The sequence below is a fragment of the Mycolicibacterium litorale genome, assembly GCF_010731695.1.
Lineage (GTDB): Bacteria > Actinomycetota > Actinomycetes > Mycobacteriales > Mycobacteriaceae > Mycobacterium > Mycobacterium litorale.
In genome coordinates this window covers 1,480,058-1,505,061 of sequence record NZ_AP022586.1, presented here as the reverse complement: position 1 = coordinate 1,505,061, position 25,004 = coordinate 1,480,058, and the positions used below count along the sequence as shown (strand labels likewise).

Annotated in this window: 29 protein-coding genes and 2 pseudogenes; 12 read left to right on the top strand and 19 right to left on the bottom strand. The window is 69.1% G+C overall.

Features of this window, described 5'->3' with window-relative positions; translation table 11 throughout:
* Positions 1 to 37: 37 nt before the first annotated feature.
* The 4 genes from G6N30_RS07045 to G6N30_RS07030 form a co-directional block, all read right to left on the bottom strand.
* Positions 38 to 511: an NUDIX hydrolase gene (locus tag G6N30_RS07045; protein ID WP_134060930.1), complete on the bottom strand. Its 474-nt coding sequence runs from the start codon at positions 509 to 511 to the stop codon at positions 38 to 40.
* A 17-nt stretch (positions 512 to 528) separates the two neighbouring features.
* On the bottom strand, positions 529 to 720 hold the full coding sequence (locus G6N30_RS07040) for a hypothetical protein (RefSeq protein ID WP_134060931.1): 192 nt from the start codon (positions 718 to 720) through the stop codon (positions 529 to 531).
* A gap of 32 nt (positions 721 to 752) precedes the next feature.
* Positions 753 to 2,075, bottom strand: coding sequence for an NAD(P)/FAD-dependent oxidoreductase (locus G6N30_RS07035; RefSeq protein WP_134060932.1), 1,323 nt, complete (start codon positions 2,073 to 2,075; stop codon positions 753 to 755).
* Between the two features lie 69 nt (positions 2,076 to 2,144).
* Positions 2,145 to 2,702, bottom strand: coding sequence for a type 1 glutamine amidotransferase domain-containing protein (locus G6N30_RS07030; RefSeq protein ID WP_134060933.1), 558 nt, complete (start codon positions 2,700 to 2,702; stop codon positions 2,145 to 2,147).
* Positions 2,703 to 2,864: 162 nt separating this feature from the next.
* Here G6N30_RS07030 and G6N30_RS07025 point away from each other — a divergent pair, with 162 nt between their 5' ends.
* Positions 2,865 to 3,746, top strand: coding sequence for a cyclopropane mycolic acid synthase family methyltransferase (locus G6N30_RS07025; protein WP_134060934.1), 882 nt, complete (start codon positions 2,865 to 2,867; stop codon positions 3,744 to 3,746).
* Between the two features lie 18 nt (positions 3,747 to 3,764).
* On the opposite strand, the gene G6N30_RS07020 is transcribed toward G6N30_RS07025, so the two are convergent.
* Genes G6N30_RS07020 through G6N30_RS07010 form a run of 3 tightly spaced genes read right to left on the bottom strand, consistent with a single transcriptional unit; the run spans position 3,765 to position 5,416 of the window.
* Positions 3,765 to 4,337 (bottom strand): hypothetical protein, encoded by a 573-nt coding sequence (locus G6N30_RS07020; RefSeq protein ID WP_163687450.1) that lies wholly within the window; start codon positions 4,335 to 4,337, stop codon positions 3,765 to 3,767.
* A gap of 53 nt (positions 4,338 to 4,390) precedes the next feature.
* Positions 4,391 to 4,582 carry a hypothetical protein gene (locus G6N30_RS07015; RefSeq protein ID WP_134060935.1) on the bottom strand — a complete coding sequence of 64 codons (192 nt, stop codon included), beginning with the start codon at positions 4,580 to 4,582 and terminating at the stop codon, positions 4,391 to 4,393.
* 9 nt (positions 4,583 to 4,591) lie between these two features.
* Positions 4,592 to 5,416 (bottom strand): nuclear transport factor 2 family protein, encoded by an 825-nt coding sequence (locus tag G6N30_RS07010; RefSeq protein WP_134060936.1) that lies wholly within the window; start codon positions 5,414 to 5,416, stop codon positions 4,592 to 4,594.
* A gap of 73 nt (positions 5,417 to 5,489) precedes the next feature.
* On the opposite strand from G6N30_RS07010, the pseudogene G6N30_RS07005 reads away from it, so the two are divergent.
* From G6N30_RS07005 to G6N30_RS06975, 7 genes and pseudogenes are all read left to right on the top strand, one after another.
* Positions 5,490 to 5,868 (top strand): annotated as a pseudogene (locus G6N30_RS07005) (hypothetical protein).
* Positions 5,869 to 5,945: 77 nt separating this feature from the next.
* On the top strand, positions 5,946 to 6,368 hold the full coding sequence (locus tag G6N30_RS07000; RefSeq protein ID WP_134060937.1) for a hypothetical protein: 423 nt from the start codon (positions 5,946 to 5,948) through the stop codon (positions 6,366 to 6,368).
* A gap of 43 nt (positions 6,369 to 6,411) precedes the next feature.
* Positions 6,412 to 8,073, top strand: a complete 1,662-nt coding sequence (locus G6N30_RS06995; protein ID WP_134060938.1) for an acyl-CoA synthetase — start codon at positions 6,412 to 6,414, stop codon at positions 8,071 to 8,073.
* Between the two features lie 56 nt (positions 8,074 to 8,129).
* Positions 8,130 to 9,944 carry a sensor histidine kinase gene (locus G6N30_RS06990; protein ID WP_134061010.1) on the top strand — a complete coding sequence of 605 codons (1,815 nt, stop codon included), beginning with the start codon at positions 8,130 to 8,132 and terminating at the stop codon, positions 9,942 to 9,944.
* A gap of 40 nt (positions 9,945 to 9,984) precedes the next feature.
* Positions 9,985 to 10,785, top strand: coding sequence for an alpha/beta fold hydrolase (locus tag G6N30_RS06985; protein WP_134060939.1), 801 nt, complete (start codon positions 9,985 to 9,987; stop codon positions 10,783 to 10,785).
* Entirely contained in the window at positions 10,782 to 11,963 is a 1,182-nt protein-coding gene (locus tag G6N30_RS06980; RefSeq protein WP_134060940.1) for a PP2C family protein-serine/threonine phosphatase, read from the top strand. Before G6N30_RS06985 ends, G6N30_RS06980 begins: the two co-directional genes overlap by 4 nt.
* Positions 11,963 to 13,438 (top strand): AMP-binding protein, encoded by a 1,476-nt coding sequence (locus G6N30_RS06975; RefSeq protein ID WP_134060941.1) that lies wholly within the window; start codon positions 11,963 to 11,965, stop codon positions 13,436 to 13,438. Before G6N30_RS06980 ends, G6N30_RS06975 begins: the two co-directional genes overlap by 1 nt.
* A 15-nt stretch (positions 13,439 to 13,453) precedes the next feature.
* On the opposite strand, the gene mbp1 is transcribed toward G6N30_RS06975, so the two are convergent.
* On the bottom strand, positions 13,454 to 13,708 hold the full coding sequence (gene mbp1, locus G6N30_RS06970; protein ID WP_179965560.1) for a microaggregate-binding protein 1: 255 nt from the start codon (positions 13,706 to 13,708) through the stop codon (positions 13,454 to 13,456).
* 186 nt (positions 13,709 to 13,894) lie between these two features.
* On the opposite strand from mbp1, the gene G6N30_RS06965 reads away from it, so the two are divergent.
* Positions 13,895 to 14,533 carry an SOUL family heme-binding protein gene (locus G6N30_RS06965; protein ID WP_134060943.1) on the top strand — a complete coding sequence of 213 codons (639 nt, stop codon included), beginning with the start codon at positions 13,895 to 13,897 and terminating at the stop codon, positions 14,531 to 14,533.
* Between the two features lie 6 nt (positions 14,534 to 14,539).
* Here the strand turns inward: G6N30_RS06965 and G6N30_RS06960 are convergent, their stop codons facing one another.
* Positions 14,540 to 15,349, bottom strand: a complete 810-nt coding sequence (locus G6N30_RS06960) for an RNA polymerase sigma factor SigF (protein WP_134060944.1) — start codon at positions 15,347 to 15,349, stop codon at positions 14,540 to 14,542.
* A 549-nt stretch (positions 15,350 to 15,898) separates the two neighbouring features.
* Between G6N30_RS06960 and G6N30_RS06955 the strand changes: the two genes are divergently transcribed.
* Complete coding sequence (locus G6N30_RS06955; RefSeq protein WP_134060945.1) at positions 15,899 to 16,345, top strand: STAS domain-containing protein; 447 nt, start codon at positions 15,899 to 15,901, stop codon at positions 16,343 to 16,345.
* Between the two features lie 47 nt (positions 16,346 to 16,392).
* Here G6N30_RS06955 and G6N30_RS06950 read toward each other — a convergent pair whose 3' ends face one another.
* The 8 genes and pseudogenes from G6N30_RS06950 to G6N30_RS06915 form a co-directional block, all read right to left on the bottom strand.
* On the bottom strand, positions 16,393 to 16,620 hold the full coding sequence (locus tag G6N30_RS06950; protein WP_234880373.1) for a hypothetical protein: 228 nt from the start codon (positions 16,618 to 16,620) through the stop codon (positions 16,393 to 16,395).
* 81 nt (positions 16,621 to 16,701) lie between these two features.
* The gene (locus G6N30_RS06945; protein ID WP_134060946.1) at positions 16,702 to 17,505 is read right to left on the bottom strand and encodes a glutaminyl-peptide cyclotransferase; all 804 of its coding nucleotides are present in this window, start codon (positions 17,503 to 17,505) and stop codon (positions 16,702 to 16,704) included.
* A gap of 24 nt (positions 17,506 to 17,529) precedes the next feature.
* The gene (locus G6N30_RS06940) at positions 17,530 to 18,141 is read right to left on the bottom strand and encodes a hypothetical protein (protein ID WP_134060947.1); all 612 of its coding nucleotides are present in this window, start codon (positions 18,139 to 18,141) and stop codon (positions 17,530 to 17,532) included.
* Between the two features lie 30 nt (positions 18,142 to 18,171).
* Positions 18,172 to 18,729: a class I SAM-dependent methyltransferase gene (locus tag G6N30_RS06935; RefSeq protein ID WP_134060948.1), complete on the bottom strand. Its 558-nt coding sequence runs from the start codon at positions 18,727 to 18,729 to the stop codon at positions 18,172 to 18,174.
* The gene (locus G6N30_RS06930; RefSeq protein WP_134060949.1) at positions 18,726 to 20,024 is read right to left on the bottom strand and encodes an acyltransferase family protein; all 1,299 of its coding nucleotides are present in this window, start codon (positions 20,022 to 20,024) and stop codon (positions 18,726 to 18,728) included. Before G6N30_RS06930 ends, G6N30_RS06935 begins: the two co-directional genes overlap by 4 nt.
* A gap of 61 nt (positions 20,025 to 20,085) precedes the next feature.
* Positions 20,086 to 20,490: pseudogene (locus G6N30_RS06925) on the bottom strand (arsenate reductase ArsC); the annotation flags it as partial.
* Between the two features lie 8 nt (positions 20,491 to 20,498).
* Positions 20,499 to 21,584 carry an ACR3 family arsenite efflux transporter gene (arsB, locus tag G6N30_RS06920; protein WP_179965559.1) on the bottom strand — a complete coding sequence of 362 codons (1,086 nt, stop codon included), beginning with the start codon at positions 21,582 to 21,584 and terminating at the stop codon, positions 20,499 to 20,501.
* The gene (locus G6N30_RS06915; protein WP_134060951.1) at positions 21,584 to 21,994 is read right to left on the bottom strand and encodes an ArsI/CadI family heavy metal resistance metalloenzyme; all 411 of its coding nucleotides are present in this window, start codon (positions 21,992 to 21,994) and stop codon (positions 21,584 to 21,586) included. The genes arsB and G6N30_RS06915 overlap by 1 nt, the downstream gene beginning before the upstream one ends.
* 95 nt (positions 21,995 to 22,089) lie before the next feature.
* Here G6N30_RS06915 and G6N30_RS06910 point away from each other — a divergent pair, with 95 nt between their 5' ends.
* Both G6N30_RS06910 and G6N30_RS06905 read left to right on the top strand, forming a co-directional pair.
* Positions 22,090 to 22,449, top strand: a complete 360-nt coding sequence (locus G6N30_RS06910; RefSeq protein ID WP_134060952.1) for an Rv2640c family ArsR-like transcriptional regulator — start codon at positions 22,090 to 22,092, stop codon at positions 22,447 to 22,449.
* 77 nt (positions 22,450 to 22,526) lie between these two features.
* Complete coding sequence (locus tag G6N30_RS06905; RefSeq protein ID WP_134060953.1) at positions 22,527 to 23,198, top strand: VldE C-terminal domain-containing protein; 672 nt, start codon at positions 22,527 to 22,529, stop codon at positions 23,196 to 23,198.
* Between the two features lie 12 nt (positions 23,199 to 23,210).
* Here the strand turns inward: G6N30_RS06905 and G6N30_RS06900 are convergent, their stop codons facing one another.
* Both G6N30_RS06900 and G6N30_RS06895 read right to left on the bottom strand, forming a co-directional pair.
* Positions 23,211 to 23,984, bottom strand: coding sequence for an SDR family NAD(P)-dependent oxidoreductase (locus G6N30_RS06900; RefSeq protein ID WP_197906165.1), 774 nt, complete (start codon positions 23,982 to 23,984; stop codon positions 23,211 to 23,213).
* Positions 23,981 to 24,949, bottom strand: a complete 969-nt coding sequence (locus G6N30_RS06895; RefSeq protein ID WP_134060954.1) for a cyclase family protein — start codon at positions 24,947 to 24,949, stop codon at positions 23,981 to 23,983. The genes G6N30_RS06900 and G6N30_RS06895 overlap by 4 nt, the downstream gene beginning before the upstream one ends.
* Between the last annotated feature and the right edge of the window lie 55 nt (positions 24,950 to 25,004).

The following is a 25,004-nucleotide window of genomic DNA, read 5'->3' as shown; positions in this document are numbered from 1 at the left end:
GGTCGCGCGCTGACCGTCAACGCGATCGACCTCTCACCTACTCGCGTTCTGCGCCAACGTGTCTCAACAGCTGATCGAGCACAGGTACCTGACCGGCCAGCAGCCTCGTCCGCGCCGCCGCCACCGGAAACCAGGCCACCCGGTCGATCTCGGGAAACTCCCTGAGGTTGCCGGAACCCTTCGGCCACTCGAGCGTGAAGGTGTTGCTCACCGCGGTGTCCGGGTCCAGGTCACCGCGCACGGCGAACACCGTCACGATCTTGCCCCCGGCCTGCTTGACCTGTTCCAGGCGCACGGGCTCACCGGGCGGGACCGTCGACCCGAGTTCCTCGCTGAACTCCCGCTGCGCGGCGGCCCATGGATCCTCGCCGTCGGTGTACTCGCCCTTGGGTATCGACCACGCACCATCGTCGCGCCGCGCCCAGAACGGGCCGCCCGGATGCCCGAGCAGTACCTCGACGACGCCGTCCGTGATCCGGTACAGCAGCAGACCGGCGCTCAATTTCGGCACGGCACTACGTCAGAGGATCAGTAGGAGCGGTCACCTTCGCTGTCGTCGACGAAGTCCCACCGGTCGTCCTCGACCTTGACCTCCATGCGGTAGCCGAGCTCATTGCCGGGCACCTGCTCGACGAACCAGGCGTGGGCGTCATCGGCACTCTCGATGTCCTTGGTCTCGACGACATCGCCCTTCGGATCCAGCACACGATAGGTAGCCATGGCAGTACTGTTCCCGCTCCGGGGAGTTTGAATCAGTCCGCTTTCGGCATGGGTATGCCCTCGCTGGCCGAGAACCGCGCATCGTCGGCGGACGACAACCCGATCGACACCACCGACCGGGCGAAGAACACGTCGGTCAGATAGGCCAGTGACACCGCCCAGCGGTTGACGAACCGGGGAATCGCGTACAGGTGGTAAGCCCGCGTGACGGCTTTGGCGGGCAGCCCGGACAGCCGCACCCCGAGCGGATTGGCCACCGCGTACCGCGGTCCGAGGTCGACCACCAGACCCATGTTCCGGTGCTTGTACAGCTTCTTGGTGCCGTGCCCCAGGCTGGCAGCCACGTTGCGCGCCAGCACTTTCCCCTGCCGGGTGGCGTGCTGGGCCGTCGGCGGCGTGATGGCGCCGGACTGGGTGAGGTCGGGGACGGCGGCGGCGTCGCCCGCCGCGAACACATCGGGGTGGCCGGGCACCTGCAGGTCGGCGTCCACCTTGAGGCGCCCCTTCTCGGTGGGCAGGCCGAGGTTCTCGATCAGCGGGGCACCGGTGACCCCGGTGACCCAGGCGACGGTGTGTGTGTCGATCCGGGTGCCGTCGGTGAGCACGACGTGGTCGTGGTGGACCTCCTCGAGCGTCACCCCCAGCCGCACGTCGATGCCGCGTCCGCGCAGCACCCGCTGCGCCGCGGCGCCGAGCTTCTCCCCGACCTCCGGCATCACCTGTTCGGCGAGGTCCAGCAGCACGAACCGCACGCTGTCGGCGTCGAAACCCATCTGCTCGGCCGCGGCGTCGGCCAGCGCCCGGAGCTGCACCGCCAGTTCGGTACCGGAATACGAGGCGCCCACCACGACGACGGTCCGCCTGGCCGCGGCCAGCTGGGGGTCGTCGTCGATGTTCGCCAGTTCGAGCTGTTCGAGGACGTGGTCGCGCAGGTACAGCGCCTCGGCAGTCGACTTGAGGCCGCGGGCGTGTTCGGCGAGCCCCGGGACGTCGAACAGCCGCGTCACGGAACCGGGGGTGAGCACCAGGCGGTCCCACGACATGCTGCGGGTCCGGCCCTCCGGGTCGGAGAACGTGAGCGTGTGCCCGTCGAAGTCCACGCCGTCGACCCGGCCGCGCACGGCTCGCACGCCCCGCAGGCTGTTGGCCAACGGAATCGTCACGAACCGGGCGTCGACCAAACCGCCTGCCACATCGGGCAGCAACGGCGTGTAGAGCATGTAGTCGACCGGCGAGATGACGGTGATCTCGACCGGGCCGGAACCGGATCCTTCACGCTTGCGCAGCTTGCGGGCCAGGTGGCGGGCGCATTCGAAACCGGTGAACCCGCTGCCGACGATTACCACCGAGGTCATCGGCCTCACTGTACGCAGATGACGCCGCGCTCGTGCGATGTCGCCAAAGTGGTTGGCCCGCCGCTCTACTCAGGTGTGCGCCGGGGTGTTCGCGAACTGATCGGTGATGGCCTGGCAGAACGCGGGCAGATCCTTCGGCGACCGGCTCGTGATCAGGTTGCCGTCGATACAGACCTCCTGGTCGACGACGGTGGCCCCGGCATTGCGCAGATCGGTGCGGATGCTCGCGTACGAGGTGAGGGTTCGGTCCCGCACGACATCGGCCTCCACCAGCGTCCAGGGGCCGTGGCAGATGGCGGCCACGGGCTTGCCGGATCGGACGAAGTCCCGGACGAACGCCACCGCCGACTCGTCGAGCCGCAGCTTGTCGGGGTTGACCGTGCCGCCGGGCAGCACCAGCCCGTCGAACTCCTCGACCGAGGCATCGCCGACCACGCGGTCGACCGAGAACTTGCCCGCCGGTTCGAGGTCGTGGTTGCGCGCCTCGATCTCGCCGGATCCGACCGACAGCAACTCGACCTGTCCGCCGGCCTTCTCCACCGCGGCCCGCGGCTGTTCGAGCTCCACCTTCTCGACGCCGTCCGCGGCGAGGAAGGCGATCTTGCGGCCTTGCAGTTCGTTCGGCATGTGTGGTCCTTTCATCGACGCATCACAGGCGTACCCGCGGCGATGCGGTCGAAAAACACTCTCCGTGGGCTTTTCGAGTGATTCCGGCCGCGCTGTCGGATCGTCGTCGAGGCGCAGCCCTCGTCGCGGACCCGCGTCGGGCCCCGGTCATACGATGACGTGATGGGAACCCCACCGGACGACCGGGACGCACTGACACCGCACTTCGACGACGTCCAAGCCCACTACGACCTGTCCGACGACTTCTTCGCCCTGTTCCTGGATCCGACCCGCACGTACAGCTGCGCCTACTTCGAACGCGACGACATGACGCTCGAGGAAGCCCAGCTCGCCAAGATCGACCTTGCGCTGGGCAAGCTCGGGCTGCAGCCGGGTATGACGCTGCTCGACGTCGGCTGCGGCTGGGGTTCGACCATGCTGCGCGCGATCGAGCGCTACGACGTCAACGTCATCGGACTCACGCTGTCGGAGAACCAGCGGGCGCACGTGCAGACCCGGTTCGCCGCCGACCCGAGCACCCGCTCCAAGACCATCCTGCTGCAGGGGTGGGAGCAGTTCGACCAGCCCGTCGACCGGATCGTGTCGATCGGCGCGTTCGAACATTTCGGGCACGAGCGCTACGACGCGTTCTTCGAAATGGCCCATCGGGTGCTGCCCGACGACGGGGTGATGCTGCTGCACACCATCACCGGGCTGCACCCCAACGAGATGGCCGAGCGCGGGATGCCGCTGTCGTTCCAGTTCGCCCGCTTCGTGCGGTTCATCGTCACCGAGATCTTCCCCGGTGGCCGGCTGCCGTCGATCCCGATGGTCGAGGAACGGGCCACCGCGGCCGGATTCACCGTCACACGCGTGCAATCGCTACAACCGCACTACGCCAGGACTCTCGACATCTGGGCCGCCGCGCTCGAATCGCGCCGCGACGAGGCGATCGCCATCCAGTCCGAAGAGGTCTACGAGCGGTACATGAAGTACCTGACCGGATGCGCCGAGATGTTCCGTGTCGGCTACATCGACGTCGATCAGTTCACGCTCGAGAAGTAGCCGCCCGGATTCTTCGCGTCAGATCCCCGTCCAGGACTCGTCGATCATCTCAGCGACGTTGATGACCTGAGCCTGCTTGGATTCCGGGCTCTCGATCTCCCCGGCGACGTGGGCGGCGATGAATCGTTTGATCTCGGCGTCGATACCGGCCAGCACGCGAAGCACCTCGCCGCGCAGCGACTTCGACGTCACGTGGATCGAGATGTCCGACGGGCGGGGTTTCTTGACGTCGAGGATGAGCAGCAGGGGTTGCGCGGCCAGCGCGGAGGCGCGCAACGAGATCTCGCCGTAGACCACGAATTTCGGCTTGTCGATGCGCAGATCGACCACCATGTCGATCTCGAGCGGGATGCGGATCGCGAACGTGATCATCTCGCCGACATGGCGGGTCACGCGCGGCTGCTGGATCTTCACCCTGGCGGTGACCTTGGCGATGCCGCCGGGTCCCTGCCCCATCGGGCCCATCTCGAAGGCGTCGCCGGCGATCTCGCCGATGGCCGCGCCGACGCGTTCCTCGGTGACGGCGACTTCGAAGAACCTACGGCCGAAGTCCTCGTAGGTCATGTGTTGGCGGTCAGACATGGTCGTCATACCGTCTCATGCCGGAGTTCCGGCGGTGTGCAACCCGGCCGTCCAGCCCAGGATCAGCTGCCCTGCTGCTGCGAGCGGGCCTCGGCGCCGCTCTGCTCGTCGTCGAGAGCGTCGTCGCTGCCGGTGCGGCCGACGTAGGTGCCGTCCTCGTCGCTGTCCTCCTTGCCCGCGCGGGAGGAGGCGACCTTCGAGTCGTCGCCTACGTCGGATTCGCTCTTGTCGGCTTCATCGCTGGGTGTGCTCACGGGGCAGGTCTACCCGCGGTCAACTCCCGTTAACCCCGGTCCGGCGAAGACGCGCAGGCGCGTGATGGTGAACGGCCGGCTCTCGACGTCGGCGATCAGCACGCCCCGTTCCGCGGCGGGTGACTCGATCGCGGCGACCACGTGCCGGCCCGCGGCGATCAGCTTGTCCCAGCGTGCGCCGGCCAGCAGCGCGAGCAGCTCGGCTCCGGTGAGCGGGTGACGCTCACCGACGGTGATGCGCGCACCCTTGCCGAGCCTGCGCCGCACCGCCACCTCGTTCCCGGCCGTGGCGTCGCGCAGGAATTCGTCGACGTGACGTTTGCCGGTGGTGCCCGCGCCGCGCAGCCCCGTGAGGAACCCCGCTGCGCCGCCGAGCCCCTGGTTGCGTAGGAGCGCGACACTCAGGGCGGCGCCGGCGGGCACCGCGCGGGGTCCGTTGCGCAGGAACTTCCCGACCATGCCGGGCAGTTCCCAGAACGCCTGCAGGCGGGTGATCTTCAGGTCACCGCCGACCGCGGCGAGGTCGTAGCGCAGCACGGCGGGGATTCGCATGGTCACACCCCCGGACATCCGCACCTCGAGGTCGGCGTCGCGGATGACGGTGTCGTCGACCACCACGTCGCCGCGGACCTGGAAGGCGATCTCCCGAGGGGCGATGAAGGTGGCGTAGAAGCGGTCGATCTCTGCGATGCCCCGGTGCGGACGGCTGCCGACGGGGTCCTCGATCTGCGCGTCCGGTGTGTAGAGCCCGACCCAGCCCGCGCGGTCGTGCTCTGCCACCAACTGCGGTGAGCGTTCGACAGCGGTCAGCAGTTCCGCTCGGGTGAAGGTCATCGGTCACCTATCTCGCGCGCCTCGGATCGAACAGTGAGTACCGTGAGTGTTGCGGCCCACGAGGAGGACGGCAATGAGCAACAACGGACCATTCGGCTTCGACCCCGACGATCTCGACCGCGTCGCCCGCGAGGCACTCGAGGGTGTCGGTCGCTTCTTCACCACCTCGGGTGAGCGCGCGGGGTGGGGCGCCCTGCTCGACGAGCTGGGCCGGTTCGGCCGGCCGCGGCCCGAGCCCGAGACCACCGGTGAGGCTCGGCGTCGGCGTGTGGGCGATCTACACCGTCGACGCCGACGGCGGCGCCCACATCGAGCAGGTGTTCCCCACCGAACTCGACGCGCTGCGGGCCAACAAGAACAACACCGATCCGACCCGCAAGGTCCGGTTCCTGCCGTATGGGATCGCGGTCAGCGTGCTCGACACCGACGCGCATCCCGACTCCGCCGAGTAGGGCCGAAAGCGGTCGCGCCCGTCGGCCACCGGCTAGGCTTTTCCCGCCAGGCCGTCGAGTCAGCCGTGAGGGTGGACATGTTTCGTGAACTTCTCGTCGCCGCTTCGATCGCGGGAGCCGCTGTCGCGCTGGCGCCCGGCGCGGTCGCCGACCCGTCGAACGACTACAACGACGATCCGGGCCGGTACCCCACCGACGTGCCGGGCATGAGCTACGACGCGAAGCTCGGCGCCCCCTGCTACAGCTGGGAACGCAACGTCTTCGGCCGCGGCCGCGGCGGCGAACCGCTGCAGTGCAAGTGGATCCCCAACCAGTGGCCGCCCGTCTACACCGGCTTCTGGACCGCGACCTACGCACTGCACGGCGTGCAGGACATCGGCGCGCCGTGCCCCGGTCCGCAGTCCACCGCGCAGGCTCCCGACGGGCGCCCGCTGCTGTGCGTCGGCGCGCAGGGCTGGCAGCCGACCGTGCTGACCGGCAGCGGACTGCACCCGGCCTGACGCATCCGACCATACGAACCAGCGCTCGTTGTATGGTCACCTCATGACCGACGGTGTGAGCTTTGATCTGTCGACCGTATTCGCCACGGTGGCGGAGGCGGTTCCCGACAACACGTTCCTGGTGTGGCGGGACCGGCGGCTCAGCTATGCCGACGCCAATGCGCGCGTGGACGGTGTCGCGCACTATCTGACGTCGGTCGGCCTGGGGTGCCACACCGAGCGCGACCGCCTGCTCGGTCACGAATCCGGTCAAGACCACCTCGGCGTCTACCTGCGCAACGGCAACGAGTACCTCGAGGCGATGATCGGCAGCTACCGCGCCCGTGTCGCACCGTTCAACGTCAACTATCGCTACGTCGGCGAAGAACTCACCTACCTGCTCACCGACGCCGACGCCAAGGCGCTCGTGTACGGCGCGGAGTTCGCACCCCAGGTGGCGGCGGTGCGCGAGCAGCTGCCGAATCTGCGGGTGCTGATCCAGGTCGCCGACGACTCGGGTAACGAATTGTTGCCCGGCGCAGTCGATTACGAGTCGATCCTCACCACGCCCGCACCATCGTGCGGGATGCCGGTGCCGACCGGGGACGACCTTTACATCCTCTACACCGGCGGCACCACCGGGATGCCGAAGGGCGTGCTGTGGCGCCAGCACGACATCTTCCTGTCGTCGATGGGCGGCCGGCCGTTCGGCAGTGACACGTTCCTGTCGTCGTATGAGGAGCTCGCCGAGCGCGCGCGGGCCGGCGCCGGTGCGATGGGGCTGCTGATGATCCCGCCCTTCATGCACGGCGCCGCGCAGTGGGCGGCGTACAACGCGGTGACGATGGGCGGCCGGCTGGCCATCCCCGACCACGTCGACCGGCTGCACGCCGACGACGCGCTGCGGGTCGCCGCCCGGGAGCGGGTGTTGAGCATTCCGATGGTCGGCGACGCGGTCGCCCGCCCGCTGCTCGACGAGATCGAGCGCGGGGACTACGACCTGTCCGGCCTCGTCACCTTGACCAACGGCGGCGCCCCGCTGTCGCCGACGGTGCGCGACCGCATCCTCGCGGCGCTACCGCACGTGATCGTCATGGACGCCGTGGGATCCTCGGAGTCCGGTGCGCAGATGAGCACCTACGCCAGTGCCGGCGCGGAGGTCGAGGCCGCGACCTTCACACCGCAGAGCGACACCGCGGTGGTGTCCGCTGACTTCAGTCGCGTGCTACAGCCCGGTGAGGGTCAGGGGTGGCTGGCGCGGCGCGATCTGGTCCCGCTCGGATACCTCGGCGACGAGGCCAAGACCGCCAAGACGTTCCCCACCATCGACGGGGTGCGCTGGTCGGTACCCGGTGACCGGGCGAACCTGTTGGAGGACGGCCGCATCCAGTTGCTCGGCCGCGATTCGGTGACCATCAACTCCGGCGGCGAGAAGATCTTCGCCGAGGAGGTGGAACGGGCGGTCGCGGCGCATCCCGCCGTGTACGACGTCGTGGTGGTCGGCCGGCCCTCGGAACGCTGGGGCAGTGAGGTCGTCGCGGTCGTGCAGTTCGCCGAGGGTGAGTCCGCGACCGACGAGGAGCTGGCCGAGGTGTGCTCCCGGTCGATCGCCCGATACAAGGTGCCGAAAGTGTTCATCCGGACCGAGAAGGTGGTGCGCTCGCCGGCGGGCAAGGCCGACTACCGCTGGGCCAAATCGGTTGCCACCGAGAGCGTCAGCAGCTGACCTCAGGAGCGGGGCTCTACCATCGGCCCGTGAGTGTGACCGGCCGAACGCGTTCGGTGCCCAACCGGCTGCTCAGGCTGCTGCTACGCCCGACCGCTCCCCCGCTGTGGCTGGGCGTCGTCGTGGCGATCGCGTTCATCGTCTTCGAGACGTTCCTGGTCTTCCAACTCAAGCGGGTGGCGCCGGAGAACGCGTTCGGGGCGGTGTTCCTGCTCGGCGTGCTGGTGGTGTCCGCCGGCTGGGGCTTCCGCCTCGCGGTGGCGACGTCACTGGCCAGTGCGCTGGTGTACGTCTACTTCCACCTCGAAGGCACCGACAGCCTGGCGCCCGCGGTGTCGGTGTTCCTGCCGCTCGCCCTGCTGACCAACCTGCTCGTCGGGCAGGCCCGGCTGCGCGCCGCCGAGGCCGAACAGCGCCGCGTCGAGGCGGACCTGTCCGCCGAACTGGCCCGCTCCACTCTCGGCACCGGCGACCTGCGAGCGGCCCTGGACAGTGCCGGTCGCCGGATAGCCGAAGTGCTCGGACTGTCGTTCGCGGTGCTCAGCCTCAACGACCTGCCCGGTGACGCGCAGTCCGACGCGGTGCCGCTGCGGGACGGTCCGGCGCCGATCGGCACGCTGCTGATACCCGCCGCCCTGCCCACCGACGCCCGTCGCCGGGTGGAGCGCATTCTGCCGTCACTGGAGTCCCTGCTGGTGGCGACGCGCGACCGTCAGGAGATCAACGCCGCGCTCGCCGAGAGCCACGCCGAGGTCAGCGCGCTGGCCGACCAGCAGGCCGCGCTGCGCCGAGTCGCCACCCTCGTGGCCCGGGGCGCCGAACCCGCCGAGGTGTATCCGGCCGCGGTGACCGAACTGGCCGGCGGCCTCGCCGTCGAGCACGTGACGCTCATCGAGTACGACGGGGACGACCACTGCGTCGTGCTGGCTGCCCGGGACAGCAGGGACACCGAAGCGCTGCGGGTCGGTGAGCGGTTCCGCATGGACGGGGACAGTCTGAGCCGCCGGATCCGGTCGACCGGCCGGCCCGCGCGGATCGACGACTATGCAGCGGCCGACGGGGCGATCGCCGCCCGGCTACACGATCTGCGGGTCCGCGCAGGCGTCGGCGCGCCGGTGCTGGTCGACGGTGAAGTGCGAGGGGCGGTCCTCGTCGGTTCGGTCACGTCGGACCCGCTGCCGCCGGAATGCGAGGCGCGAGTGGGCGACTTCGCCGACCTCATCGCCACCGCGATCGCCAACGCCGAGACGCGCGCCGAGCTCAAAGCCTCCCGCACCCGCATCATCACCGCCGCAGACCATGCCCGCCGGGGCTTCGAACGTGATCTGCACGACGGGGCCCAGCAGCGCATCGTCTCACTCGGTCTCGAGGTGCGCGCCCTGGAGGCGTCACTGCCACCTGAGGCCACCCCGCAGCGTGACGCAGTCACCCGCGTGGTGACCGGACTCGCCGACCTGCACCATGATCTGCAGGAGTTGTCCCGCGGAATCCACCCGGCGATCCTGTCGCGGGGCGGGCTGGGGCCGGCGATCAAGACGCTGAGCCGCCGCTCGAGCGTCCCGGTCGACCTGGACCTCGACGTGGACCGGCGGTTGCCCGAACCGGTAGAGGTGGCGGCGTACTACGTCGTCGCCGAGGCCCTGACCAACACCGCCAAGCACGCGCGCGCCACCCAGGTGACCGTCGAAGCGCGCATCGTCGACGGTGCGCTACATCTCTCGGTCGCCGACGACGGGGTGGGTGGCGCCGATTCGTCGGCGGGATCGGGGCTGATCGGGCTCAAAGACCGCGTCGAGGCGGTGTCGGGACACCTGGAGGTCGCCAGCGCCGAAGGGGCGGGTACCACGCTGACGGTGAAGATTCCGCTCTGACCGTCCGCCGGCACGCGCGTGAGGTGAAAGGATCGTCTCGATGGATGTGCGCTCCCGGAACAACGTCCGGATCGTGGGGGCCGAGCAGGGACCGACGATCGTGCTCGCCCACGGTTTCGGCTGCGACCAGAATCTGTGGCGAAAGGTGACCGCTCGCCTGTCGCCCGACTTTCGCGTCGTCCTGTTCGACCATGTGGGTTCGGGTAGCTCGGATCCGGCGGCCTGGGACGCCGGCCGCTACTCGTCGCTCCAGGGCTACGCCGACGACGTCCTTGACCTGCTCCGTGAGCTCGACCTGACCGACGTGGTGTTCGTCGGGCACTCGGTCGCCGCGATGATGGGAGTGCTCGCCGTGGGCGCCGACCCCACCCGGATCGCGAAGCTGGTGCTGCTCACGCCGTCACCGTGTTACGTCGACGACGCCGACTACCGCGGCGGCTTCTCGCGGGCGGACATCGACGAACTCCTCGACTCGATGGAGAGCAACTATCTCGGCTGGTCGCGCGCGATGGCGCCGACCATCATGGGCGCGCCGGGTCAGCCCGAACTGTCGGAGGAGCTGGCCGAGAGTTTCTGCCGTACCGACCCGGGCCGGGCGCAGGTGTTCGCCCGGGCGACGTTCCTGTCGGACAACCGTGCCGACCTCGCCGGCGTGCACGTACCCACCCTGGTCATCGAATGCGCGTATGACGTCATCGCCCCGCGCGGGGTGGGCGCGTTCGTTCACGACCACATCCCCGGCAGCGCACTGCTGACCCTCGAGACCACCGGCCACTGTCCCCATCTGAGCGCCCCGGAGGAGACGGCCGAGGCGATCGCCGTGTTCGCCCGGTCGACGTGACGCCACCCGACAGTGCCGATCCGGCACCGAACCACACCGTCGAGGACCTGTACCAGCAGGCGCCGTGCGGTCACCTCGCCACAGGGCCCGACCGGCGGATCCTGTCGGTGAACCAGACGCTGGCCGGCTGGCTGGGCAGGTCTGTCGAGGAGTTGATCGGCACACCGTTCACCGACCTGCTGACCGCCGGCGGCCGGATTCACTTCGAGACGCACTTCGCACCCCTGCTGCATCTCTCGGGCGAGATCCGCGGTGTCACAGTCGATCTGGTCACCGCGGACGGTGACCGGCTGCCCGCGCTGATCGCGGCCAACGTCAAGACCGACGCTTCGGGAACGCCGACGATCATCCGCCTCGCGCTGCAGGACGCCAGCGACCGGCGGGCCTACGAGCAGGAGCTCCTGGCCGAGCGGCGGCGTGCCGAGCAGGAGCGGGCCAGGGCGACCGCACTGGCGCGCACGCTCAAGCAGTCGTTGCTCCCGCCGGCCCTGTCCCCGCCGGCCGGTCTGGAGGCCTCCGCGCACCTGCACGCGGCGTCGCACGACGAAGTCGGCGGCGACTTCTACGACCTGTTCGCGCTCGGACACGACCGGTCGGCGTTCTTCCTCGGAGATGTCTGCGGCAAGGGCATCAACGCGGCGACCGTGGCCTCGCTCGCTCGTTACACGCTGCGGGCTGCGGCGGTGTTCGACGACGATCCGGTGGCGGTGCTGCACAACCTGGACACGGTGCTGATCAACGAGTACGGCGCGGACCGTTCGCACTTCTGCACGGTGGTGTTCGGCCTGCTGATCCGCCACGGGGACGGCTTCGACGTGCACCTGGCAAGCGGTGGCCACCCGCCGGCGCTGCTGCTGAGCGCCGACGGCGGCGTCCGCAAGGTCAGCACCGAAGGAGGCCAGGCCGTCGGCATCTTCAGCAACGCCCGGTTCGCGTCGGCCCGGGTGCACCTCGGGGCCGGTGACACCCTGGTCATGTACACCGACGGGGTCACCGAGGCCCGCATCGGCCGCGGCGCCGAGCGTTACGACGACCACGATGCGCTGATGGAACTGGCTCGGGCGCATGCACCTTCGACCGCGACCGAGATCGTCGGCACCCTGCGGAACCTGTTGGCCGAACTGGGCGCCGGCGTGGAGGACGACGCCGCGGTGCTGGCGCTCGGAGTGCCACGCTAGTGCTGCTGCACGATCTGGTGGCATCGGCCGCCGCTGCGCATCCGGAGCGTCCCGCCGTGATCGGACCGGATGCTGTGGTGACGTCGTTCGCCCGGTTCGACCAGCAGATCCGGTCGGTCGCCGCGTGGGTCGCGGCTCACAGCGCACCCGGTGACCGCATCGCCGTCGTCGCCGACAACAGCACCGCCTACGCCCGCCTGTACTACGCGGTGCCGCGCGCCGGCCGGATCCTCACGCTGATCAACCAGCGGCTGCGGGCCGCCGAGCAGTACGCACAGTTGGCCGCGACCAGCCCGACCGTCGTCGTCGGCGACCCCGGCTACCTCGACCGGTTGACCGACCTGCGCTCCGAGGTGCCGTCGGTGCAACAGGTCATGGCGGCAGATGCGGCGGAACTGACCGCCGCGCCCGCCGGATCCGCTGCTGCCTCACCCGCCCCGGACGACCCGGCGTGGCTGCTGTTCACCAGCGGATCGACCGGCACTCCCAAAGGTGTTGTGCACACCCATCGTTCGGTACTGGCCGCGGTGCAGGGGTCGGTCGTCGGACGCGCCGTCACGCCGGGCGGGGTGTACCTGCTGCCGTTCCCCATGTGTCACATCGCCGGGTACAACATGCTGGTGCAGCACGCCGTCGGCGCCACCGTGGTGCTGGCTGCACAGTTCCGGCCCGACGCCATAGCGCGAACGATCGACGAGCACAGGGTGACCGCCTGCTCGTTGGCCCCCACCATGCTGCACGCCCTGCTCGGCCACCTGCAGTCGACGGGTGGGGCGCTGCCGACGCTCCGCTCGATCGCCTACGGCTCCGCCGCGATTCCCGCGGATCTGCTTCGCACCGCACTGGATCGGCTGGACTGCGACTTCCATCAGGGTTACGGCATGACCGAGACCGGGGGGAACGTCGCCTTCCTCGGACCCGGTGATCACCGCCGCGGCCTCGCGGGGCGTCAGGAGCTGCTGGCCAGCGCGGGCCTACCTCATCCGGAAGTCGAGGTGCGGATCGCGGCGTCCGGGGAGATCGAGGTGCGCGGCGCGCAGGTCGCCGCCGGCTACTGGCCCGACCGGCCGCCGGTGGACGACGACGGGTGGCTGGCCACCGGAGACGTCGGCCGGATGGATCCCGACGGCAGGCTGTACGTGATCGACCGCCGCAAGGACATCGTGGTCACCGGCGGAGAGAACGTGTCCTCACGCGAAGTCGAGGACGTCCTCGTCGATCATCCGGACGTGGAACAGGCCGCGGTGGTCGGTGTTCCCGACGAGTACTGGGGCGAGGCCGTCTGCGCGGTCGTGGTGCGCGCCACCGGCAGGCACCCCACGCAGACGGCCCTCATCGACCACGTGCGGGCGCGACTCACCGCGTTCAAGCGACCCCGCCACGTGCTGTTCGTCGAGGCGCTGCCGCTGACGACGAACGGGAAGGTCGACAAGAACGCGGTCCGTCGCCGGGCCCGCGAAGCGTTCGGAGCCTGACCGACGGTCGAGCCGTCAGTGTCCGGTCTGCTCGGACTTCTGCCGCTCCTCGGCGACCTTCGCCGAACCGCGGGCGGCCTCGGCTTCGGCTTCCTTCTTGGCGGCGTCGCGCTGGGCGTCGGCCTTGTCCTGCTGCGCCTGGCCCTCTCGGTAGAGGTCGTCGCGGCCCAGCACGGCACCGGTGACCTCCTTGACCTTGCCCTTCACCCCTTCGACCGCACCCTTGACGGCTTCCTCGGGTCCGGTGTTACCGCTGTTGTCGTCGGCCATGATGGCTTGATCCTTCCTGTCAACGGCCCCGCGCCGAGGCGTTCGGAAGCTCTGTTCCCAAAAGTGATCATGGACCAAACCTGGTGCCCGCCGTTCGGGTGATGTCGCAACCATGACGTGGTGCCCAGCGTCGTTTGCGGGCTTGCGGCGCCGGTTAACCGTGCACCGGACCAGAGGAGGGACGCGATGCTCGGAGCAATAGTGCGGACAGCAGGCCAGGTGGCCGACGCGGCGGCCGCCACGGTGGGAATCCGGTGTGGCACCGAAGAGCCACCTCACACGACACAACGGCTCTCGGGTGCTGTCGAGATTCGCCGCTATGACGAACGCATCGCGGCGGAGACCACGGTGTCGGCCGACGAGGAGGCCGCGCGCAACGAGGGCTTCCGCCGGTTGGCGGGATACATCTTCGGGGGTAACCACCGCGACGCCGAGATCGCGATGACCGCACCGGTCGCCCAACAGCGCGGGACCACCATCGCCATGACCGCTCCGGTCGCGCAGTCGGCCGGTTCGCCCGGCGAGTGGACGATCCGTTTTCTCATGCCCTCGAAGTGGACGATGGACAGCCTGCCCACCCCGAACGACGAGCGTGTGCGGCTGACGGTGACCCCGCCCGCGACGGTGGCCGTGCTGAGCTTCACCGGCGACCGCGGGACGCGGGCCGTCTCACGTCGCACCGATGAGCTGCTGACGGCGCTGCGGGACAGCGATTTCGAACCGGACGGCGAACCCGCCGCATGGTTCTACGATCCGCCGTGGACGCTGCCGTTCCGGCGTCGCAACGAGATCGCGATTCCGGTCCGGCAGCGTCTGGCCGACTGATCCGGGTCAGGTCATCCCGTCGCGCAACTGCTGAAGCGTCTTGGCGAGGATGCGCGACACCTGCATCTGCGAGACACCGATGTGTTCGGCGATCTGCGTCTGCGTCATCGACGCGAAGAACCTGAGGCTGATCACCGTTCGCTCGCGTTCGGTGAGCGCAGCGAGCAGGGGGCGCAACGATTCCCGGTCGGTGATGTGTTCCATGTCGGCGTCGACCTCGCCGAGAGTGTCGGCCAGGGACCGGGTCGTGTCGTCCGCCGAGGAGATCGGGCTGTCGATCGAGCGCAGGCTGTAGGAGTCACCGGCCACCAGGCACTCCACCACTTCTTGGCGGTCCGCCCCCAACTCCACGGCCAGGTCGGTCGGGGTCGGCGCCCGGCCGAGCGACTGCGTCAACCGGGGCGTCGCCCGGGTGATCTGTACGTGCAGATCCTTGAGCCGGCGTGGTACGTGCATGGCCCAACCGTTGTCGCGGAAGTGACGACGGATCTCGCCGAGCATGGTCGGCACCGCGAAAGACAGGAAATTGGCGCCGTTCTCGGGGTCGAAGCGGTTCACCGCGTGCATCAGGCCGACGCGGGCGATCTGCACGAGGTCGTCGAGGTTCTCGCCCTTGCGGTGGTAGCGGAAGGCGATGTGATCGGCCAGGGGCAGGCACCGGGTGACGATGCATTCACGTTGACGGGCGTATTGCGGGGACTCGACGGCCATCACCGCCAGAAGCCGGAACATGTCGGGAACGTCGGCGTAATCGTCTTGGGTGCGGGTCGACGGCCTTCTGGTCGCCAACTGGGGGGTGTCATCAACAATCGTCATCGCGGGTCCTTCCGGACTCGGTGCGGACGCGAAAGCAACGCCGGTGTGAGACGGCGCATGCCTTGCTTATCCGGGAGACTTCGGAACTGCTGTCGACGAAGGGGTTTTCACCTGTCGAAGACTCGGCGGCAATGGGACCGTTGACTCGATCGGACTTCGCCTACAGCGGTCCGCTTTGAACTAAACGGTGACGCCTCCCGGACGGGATGTCAGTCACTCTACCCCCTGGAACCGGCTTCGTCGCCGTTGTGCGCGCGGGAGTTTGTAGAACTACGCAATCCGTCGTCACCGCCCGGCGGATCGCCGAAATTTGCGTAGACGTCACGCGCTCCACTTGCAAATACGCAGGTAGACGGCTTTCTGAGAACCTGCTTAAGGTTGTAGTAATACGACGTATTCCGTAGTAATCTGCGTCACAGGTTGAAAGAAGCAGCCAGCGGCGAGGTCACTCGCGACGGCTTGCCGGCCATCCCCCGGCGGCGTGCAAGCTGTGACGTCACGGTGGCCGCCGAACACCCATCGGGGCACACGATCGAGGGAGTCCCACCCATGATTGACATCGGCACCGTCCGGGTTTTCCGTCCTGACCCCTCGGCCGCGGAAGCGCCCCAGGAGTGCGGTCGCGCCGTCTTCTCGATCCGATCGCCGTCGCCGATTCTGTCGGTGGTCACCGCCGTCGGAGAGGTGGATGCCACCAACGGGCGCGATCTCGGCCGCTACGTCGAACGCCACACCGCGACCGCCTCGCAGTTGATCGTCGACCTGAGCGCGGTGACCTTCTTCGGCTCGCAGGGTTTCAGCGCGCTGCACTACATGAGCGTGAGCTGCGCACGGATCGACGTCGACTGGGTGATCGTCCCCGGCAGGGAGGTCCGACGGATGTTGCGCATCTGCGATCCGCAGGGTGAACTGCCGCTCGCCGACAGTGTGGATTCGGCGCGGGCGCGGCTCGACCGGGTCGCCCGCCGCCGCCAGCCCACCTCCTGGGCTGGGTGAGCGTTTCGCCGTTCGCGCGAAAACCGCGGCAGGGCCTGATGTTTCGTTCAGGTGGCGAGTTCGACCTCGTAGCACACGGCGTAGCGCCGGAAGTTCGGCGTCGGCCGGAACAGATGGCCCGCGTCGGGCGACCAGGTCACCACACGCAGCAGACGCTTGTACGAGGGCAGCTGCTTGGCCACGAGTTCGGCCAGCGCGGCGCGGGGCGAATACCCGCAGCGTTCGTCAACATCCCTCGGGAGCAGTACATCCCACATGGTTTCCTCAACCCGCATGCGAGAAGTCTCGTGGCTCCACCAGCGATGCGCGGGACCCACGCCGACGTGTCCGAGATCGAGACCAATTAGTGACCTTGGTCACAAGGGCTGCGCCGCGTCAAACCTCACCCGGTACATCGTCGACCAGTTCTTACCGGTGATCAAGAATTCTCCGTTGCCTGCGTAGGCAATTCCGTTGAGCACGTTGCTCTCTGGCTCACCCTGACGCAACACGGAGGCGTCGACCGACGCCGTGACCGCCCCGGTTGCCGGGTCGATGCGGACGATCTCGTCGGTCGGCCAGATGTTCGCCCACACTTGGCCGTCAACGCATTCCAGCTCGTTGAGACCGGCGACGGGTGCCCCACCGGTATCGGTGACAGTGACGCTCCCTGTCTCGACGAAGTCGGCGGGTTCGACGAAGCGCAGCCGGTCCGTGCCGTCGCTGCGGACGATCCGGTCACCGTCCAAACACACGCCCCAGCCTTCGCCGTCGATGGGCACCTCGCGTCGCGGTGTGAAAGTTGTTCTGTCCCAATCGATCGCGACACCATCGCGGTAGGTGACCTGCCAGACCGTGTTCCCGGTGACCGTCATGCCCTCACCGAAGTACCCGCCCGGCAGCGGCACGGAACGACGCACCGCGCCGGTGGCAGGATCGAGTTCACGCAGCTGGGACTGCCCGGCCAGCCCGGTGGTCTCCAGCAGCGCGGCACCGTCGAACTCGAGGCCCTGGGTGAATGCCGTCGTGTCATGGGGCATTTCGCCGAGCACCGTGAGGCGCAGTTGCGGATCGGCGCTCGGCGTCGCCGCGGCATTCTGGGCATCGGCACAGCCCGCCGCGAGCAGCACGGTGGTGGCGCACAGCCCGGCGACCAGTCGAAGCGCACTCATCACCGACATGTTGCCCTATCCACCGGCAGCGCGTCAGCCGCGGTAGAACATCGCAGGGGGCAGCGGACGCAGCCCTCCCCCGCTGTTGCTCGCCGCGAAACCGACCGACGCCTGCGGTATCTCACTTCCCAGGCGAATGTCACCGATGCGATGGAAGCGCCCGACGATGCCGCCGATGAGGAAGTCGAGCCGGTCACCGCGGCCGAGCTCGCCGGACTGCGACCCCGTCGACGCGGAGGCCCCGAACACGACCGGCCGTATCCCCGCGAAGTACAGCCACAGCGAGGAGTAGAGCTGATCGTCGGCGCGTGAGCGCGGGACCGCGAAGTGGTGCAGCGGGGCGCCGTCGCCGGAGGAGGCGAACAAGAAGTCCTGGTCGCTGCCTGGCCCGTAGGCGTCGGGGAACTTGACGCACACGGTGCGCACGACGGGTCGCCCGCTCGTCGGCGCGATCCGCACGAACGTGGTGTACCGCCGGCCGGGGCGCAACAGCTGGGTGAGCCCTGGCATCCGCGCGTCGTCGTCGAACGCCACGTCGGCTTCGTGGACCGGACCGGGTTCGGCGAACACCCGCAGCGGGTCACCGAGCGCACCCGAGACGGTCGAGCGGACGGTGGACGGCAGCGTCGCCAGTGTTTCACCCATAGCGGCTGACTACCCGAACCCGGCGAATCCTCAACATGACCGGGGCCGGCGGCCCATCAGCCACGCCGTACCCGAACCTTCGCCCGCAGCGACGACGTCGAGGTCGGCGAACGCCTCGGCGAGCTCCCCGGGCCGGGTCCGGAACCGCCCGGGCGCGGCGCCGACCTCGCTCAGCGCCGCGATCGCGAGCAGACCTCCCGGCGCGAGACGGGCGACCAACGCACGGTCGAGGCGCTCGTCGCGGAACATATGGCAGACGATGACGTCGGCGGGCGGACCCACCGGCAGTCCGCCGTCGAGGTCGAGCACCTCGAACCGGCAGCGGTCGGACACTCCACGTTGCCGGGCGGCGGCCGCGGCCTGTTCGATCGCCACCGCCGAGACGTCGGAACCGTGCACTGTCAGCCCGAGCTCGGCGAGCCACAGGCCGATCCGGCCCTGTCCGCAGGCGAGGTCGAGTGCGGCGCCCTCGGTCGGGAAGGCGCTGGAATGCGGGGCGAAGACGCCGGGCAGCGCGACCGCTCCCACCGGGGCCGGGCCGAGCTCGGCATACCTGCGGTCCCAGTGCGCGCCGTCGCCTGCCGTCACCGAGCGGTCACCGCTTCGGGGGCCCGGGAACCATCCACGGCCGAGCCCGCGCAGACCCGAGCAGCCGCCGCCGCCGTGAAGAAGGCACCGAGTGCGGTCCACCCCGCGGTCCCGGCCAACCCCTGCTTGGCCGTCAGCACCAGCGCCACACCCGCCCCGCAGATCAGCACACCGGTGCACACCGAGCGCGCGCCGGCGGCCGTCGCCGTGGCGTCCCACCATGGGAGTGGGCGGTGCTCGAGCGGCGAGAGCAACCGGAACAGTGCGGCCATGACTCCGGCGAACACCAAGGCCCGCAGTGCCAGCAGTCCCCAGAAGTCCGGCGCCTCGACGTCGTAGGCGTCCAGGCCGACGGCGTGCAGCGCGAACGCCGCGACCGCGATGGCGGGAATGTGCCAGAGATACAGCGTCATGGCGCCCCCGTTGCCGGCGGCGACGACCTGCCAGACCCGCGGCCGTGCTGCCCACCGCCGGACCGGTGCGGCAACGGCCACGAACGCACACGACATCCACGTGCAGTGCAGGCCGAGCAGCAGCGTCGGCGGCGACACGTTCGACACCTGTTCCGCGCCCGTCACAACGAGCGCGACTTCGTAGGCGCCGGTGATGGCGAGCGCACACTGGGCGGACAGCGCGCCGAGCCCGACGACCGCCGCGACGAGCGGGCTGATCAGCCGACGCGCGTACGCCACACCGATCACGACCGGGATCAACCAGACGAGCAGGAAGTTCACGACGCCGGCTTCGGGTGTGCCGACGGCGGATCGGATGCCGTCGACTGCCCACTCCGCGGCGAGCAGCGCGGCGATCACGGCAGCCACCGCCCGCCCGGTGCGCAGCCGGGTCAGCGCGGGCACGAACGCGAGCGCGAGCAGGTAGACGCCCAGGAACCACAACAGCGCGACACTCTCCCGGCCCAGCGCGTCCGCCGACGCCGCGCCGAGGAACCACCGCACCGCGAGCAGGCCGGCCACCCAGGCCGCGAGGTACCAGAAGACGGGGCGGCACAACCGTTGGGCGCGGGCGAACAGCCAGGAACCCCACGGCGTCCCGGGGTGCCACCCGTACGCGCCGGCGGCCCCGCCGGCCAGGAAGAACAGCGGCATCACCTGCACGACCCAGGTGACCGGCGCGATGGTCGGCAGCGCGCCCAGCAGGTTGCCGATCCGCACCCCGCCGGAGTCGATGGTGGCGAGCAGCAGCGCGCAGTGACCGAACATCACGACCAGCAGGGCCGCGAGGCGGGCGACGTCAACGGCACGGTCACGGGCGCGAACGGTGTCGACTTCCGGCATGCGTCCAGCATCCCCCGCCGGGCCGGACCGGGGATGAGTAGGACTACGCGAGTTCGACCGGTCAGCCGGCCGGAGTCACTCCGAGTTCGGCGAGCAGGGTGCGGACGCGCTTCTCGATGTCGTCGCGGATCGGCCGCACGGCCGCCACCGACTGCCCGGCCGGATCCGGCAGTTGCCAGTTCTCGTAACGCTTCCCCGGATAGAACGGGCACGCGTCGCCACACCCCATGGTCACCACGACGTCGGCGGCCCGCACCATCTCGTCGGTCCACGGTTTCGGGTATTCGCCGGTGATGTCGATGCCGACCTCCGCCATCGCGGCGACCGCGGACGGATTGATCCGGTCCCCCGGTTCCGAGCCGCCCGACCATGCGACGGCGCGGCCGCCCGTGAGGTGGGTGAAGTAGCCGAGTGCCATCTGCGAGCGGCCGGCGTTGTGGGTGCAGAGGAACAACACCGCGGGTATGTCGTCGGTCATGGGACGCTCCGTGAGGTCGGGGCCGGTTCGAATCGCCGCCGCAGCGCCAGTGACGCGTAGACGAGGCCGACCAGGACGGGTACCTCGACCAGGGGCCCGACGACGCCGGCCAGGGCCTGCCCGGAGGTCGCGCCGTAGGTGGCGATGGCGACGGCGATCGCGAGTTCGAAGTTGTTGCCCGCTGCGGTGAACGCCAGCGTGGTGGTGCGCGCGTAGCCCAGCCGCAGCCAGGACCCCACGAGGTATCCGCCACCCCACATCACCGCGAAGTAGGCGAGCAGCGGCAGGGCGATGCGCGCGACGTCGAGGGGACGGCTGGTGATCTGCTCCCCCTGCAGGGCGAACAGGATGACGATCGTGAACAGCAGGCCGTACAGGGCCCACGGGCCGAGCTTCGGCAGGAACGTCGATTCGTACCAGGACCGGCCCCTCGTGCGCTCCGCGAAGCGGCGCGTGAGATACCCCGCGACCAGGGGGATGCCGAGGAAGATCAACACGGATTTCGCGATCTGCCACGGTGAGGCGGAGATCGTCGTCTGGGCCAGGCCCAGCCACCCGGGCAGGACGGACAGATAGAACCAGCCGAGCAGCGCGAACATGGCGACCTGGAAGACCGAGTTCAGTGCGACCAGGACCGCAGCGGCTTCCCGGTCACCGCAGGCGAGGTCGTTCCAGATGACCACCATCGCGATGCATCGGGCCAGACCCACGATGATCAGGCCGGTGCGGTGTTCGGGCAGGTCCGGCAGCATCAGCCAGGCGAGGGCGAACATCACGGCCGGTCCGAGCACCCAGTTCAGCGCCAGCGAGCTGAGGAGCAGCCTGCGGTCGCCGGTGACCGATTCCAGCCGGTCGTAGCGCACCTTGGCCAGCACCGGGTACATCATGATGAGCAGCCCCAGCGCGATGGGTAGCGAGATGCCGTCCACCGCAATCTGATTCACGGCGGAGCCCAGTCCGGGCACCAGCCGTCCGAGAAGCAGACCGGCGGCCATCGCGAGCCCGATCCACAGCGGGAGGAACCGGTCGAGCAGCGACAGCCGTTCGACCACCTGCGCCCCGGCGGTCCCGCTCGGCGGCATCAGCAGCAGGATGCGTCGACGTGGCCCGGACTGGTGCCGAACGTCTCCGAATCGGCCAGCACCGTGTAGACCTCCCACTTCTCACCGCCGGGTCCGGTCACCCACACCTTGTCCTGCGTGGCGAAGCAGCAGGTGGTGCCGATCTCCTCGTCGGTGAACACGCCCTCGTCGCGCAGGCGCGCGATCTCGGCGTGGACGGCGGCGCTGCTGTCGACCTCGACGCCGAGATGGTTGAGGGTGCCACCTTCACCGGGGTTCTCCAGCAGCACCAGCTTCAACGGCGGTTCGGTGATGACGAAGTTCGCGTAACCCTGCTTGACCTTGGCGGGCTGCGTGTTGAACAGCGTCGAGTAGAACGCGATGGCCTGGTCGACGTCGTCGACGTTGAGCGCCAATTGAACTCGGGACATGATCACCCTCCAGATAGTGAGACATATATCGAAATGGTGCTTCCGATAGTGCCTACCTCTTTGACATAAGTCAATATGGTCGGCACAATCAGGTCATGCCGAAGGCGCTACCCGTTCTCGACACCTCCGAGCCCATCTGCTGCGCCCCGGTGGCGGCGGGGCCGATGAGCGACGCCGACGCCCTCGAGGTGGCACTGCGACTCAAGGCGCTGGCCGACCCGGTGCGGGTGAAGATCATGTCGCTGCTCTTCGGCGCAGGCTCCGACGGTCAGAACAGCGGGGAGCTGGCGGCGGCGCTCGGGCTCACCGAGTCGACCGTCAGCCACCACATGGCGCAGCTGCGCAAAGCCGGGATGGTCGAATCCGACCGGCGCGGAATGAACGTCTACCACCGTCCGCACCGCGACGCGGTCGGGGCGCTGTGCGCGGTGCTCGATCCCAACTGCTGCAGGTGAACCGAACCGGGACACGAACTGTGTCCAATTAGCGAAGAATGCCCGTGAGGCGCCGCTTCCGACTCTAAAGTCTGCTCATGGCGAGGACGGTGTCGGCGAACGGGATGGGGCGCTGGCTGGCGCTCGCCGCGTCGCTCGCGGTCTCCGCGGGCATGGTCTACGCCTCCGACACCGAGAGTCCCCGCTCCGCCGAGACTCCGCCCGCAGCGGCACTGGCGCCACCGGCGACCGCGGAGGTGGCACCGCCCCCGACCCCCCGCCCCGCGGAGGCCGAACTGCTGGCGGCGAGCGCACCGGTCGCCGCCCAGGACTTCAACATCGAGCTGCCTGAAGGCATCACCCCGGAGGGCGGCCTGCAGGTGAAGACGATCTGGGTGGCCCGCGCCATCAACGCGATGTTTCCCGAGATCAAGACCATCGGCGGGTATCGGCAGGACCCGTTGAAGTGGCACCCCAACGGGTTGGCGATCGACGTGATGATCCCGAACCACGGCAGCGAGGAAGGGATCGAACTCGGCAACCAGGTCGCCGGGCTGGCGCTCGCCAATGCGCGCCGCTGGGGCGTCCTGCACGTCATCTGGCGTCAGGGCTTCTATCCCGGGATCGGGGCGCCGAGCTGGACGGCCGACTACGGCAACGAGACCGCCAACCACTACGACCACGTCCACATCGCCACCAACGGTGGCGGCTACCCCACGGGCCGCGAGACGTACTACCTCGGGTCGATGCGCCCGGCTCCGCAGGGCTGAGCACCGCTGCGCTCAGTGCGCGGTCCAGCCGCCGTCGACCAGCAACGAACTGCCGGTGGTCAGCGACGACGCCGGGCTGGCCAGATAGGCCACCGCGGCGGCCACTTCCTCCACGGTGCCCAGCCTGCGCAGCGGGATCTCCCCGAGCACCCAGTCCCGGAACTCCGGTTTCGCCAGGCTGCGGGCGGTCAGGTCGGTCTCGACGAACGTCGGTGCGACGGTGTTCACCCGGATCCCCTCGCCGGCGAGCTCGAGCGCCAGCGCCTTGGTCATCCCCTCCAGCGCCCACTTGGAGGCGCAGTAGAGCGTGCGCTGCGGACCGCCCACGTGACCCATCTGCGAACCGATCGAGACGATCGATCCGCCCTCTCCGTGTTCGCGCATGCGGGCGACCGCCTGTTGCGTGACGAACAGTGCGGCGGCGACGTTGACGTTCATGACGGCGGCGTAGGTCTGCGGGGTGATGTCGTCGAGGCGTTGGGCGATGTTGCGACCCGCGCTGTTGACGAGGACGTCGACGCGCTGACCGTTCATCAATGAGGCGACGAGGGACACCTCGGTCACGTCGCCGACGTGGACCGAAGCCGTGCCGCCGTACTCCGCGATCTGCCGGGCGGTCTCCTGCAGTGACTCCGATGTCCGGCCCACGAGGTGGACGGCCGCCCCGAGGCGGCAGAGTGCGATCGCCGAGGCGCGGCCGATACCCGAGCCGGCGCCCGTCACCCACGCGTGCTTTCCGGCCAGCGAGGCGCCACCGACCAGGGCGTCGACCGCGCCGGTGGTCACTTGATGGCCTGGGGATTCACCGGCGAGCCGACGGCGCCGGGAATCACCAGCGGGGGCCCGACGAGGAGAAACTCGTACTGTCCGTCCGCGGCACAGTCGTCGGCCAGAGCGTCGAGGTACCAGATCTCTCCGACGAGCAGGCCCATCGACACGATCATCACCAGGTGCAGGGGCTGAAAGGTGCCTTCGAGCTCGTTGGGCCGGACCTCGGCACCCCAGGTGTCGGTGGCGATCCCGGCGACCTCCTTGTCGTACAGCCATCGGGCGACCGACAGCGACAGGCCCGGCGCGTCGCCGGCCGAGTACCCGCCCCAGCCGGGCAGACCGCGCCGCGCGGCCATGTCGCCGGTCCGGATCAGCACGATGTCGCCGCGCCCCACGGTGACACCGTGGAACTCGCACGCTTCCTCGAGATCCTCCGGGTAGATGGCCTCTCCGGGTTCCAGATGCGTTTTGCCCTTGACCCGGGGCATGTCGAGCAGCACGCCGCGCGTCACGATCGTCGGCATGTGCTCGACGCCGCCGCGCGCGGCACCCGACGAGGTGACCTCGCCCGCGCTGAATCCGTTGAACATCTTCCCGTCCCGGAAGATGTGCCCGAGCGCGTCCCACTGCGTCCCGCCCTGCAGAAACAGGAACAGGCTATCGTCGGCGAACCCCCACCCCAGGGGATCGGCACTGTAGGTCTGCGTACCCGCCAGGTGGTCGGTGCCGGTGGCCGCCATCTGATGCACGGGGTTGACGCGGCCGAACGCACCGGTCTGCGGCCCCGCCCCGTCGAGCGGAAGTTGCAGCGAGATCGCCTTCCCGGTGCGGACCATCGACGCAGCGGCGCTGATCACGTCGGGGGTGATGAAATTCAATGTGCCCCTTTGATCTTCGGTCCCCCAGCGCCCCCAGTTGTTGCAGGACTCGTACAGCTGGTGGAAGAGGTCGAAGGTGATGGATCGCGCAGAGGTGGTCATGGTCGACTCCGGGTGTTGTGCGGTCGCGGATTCGCGTTCGAGCGAAATCTACGGT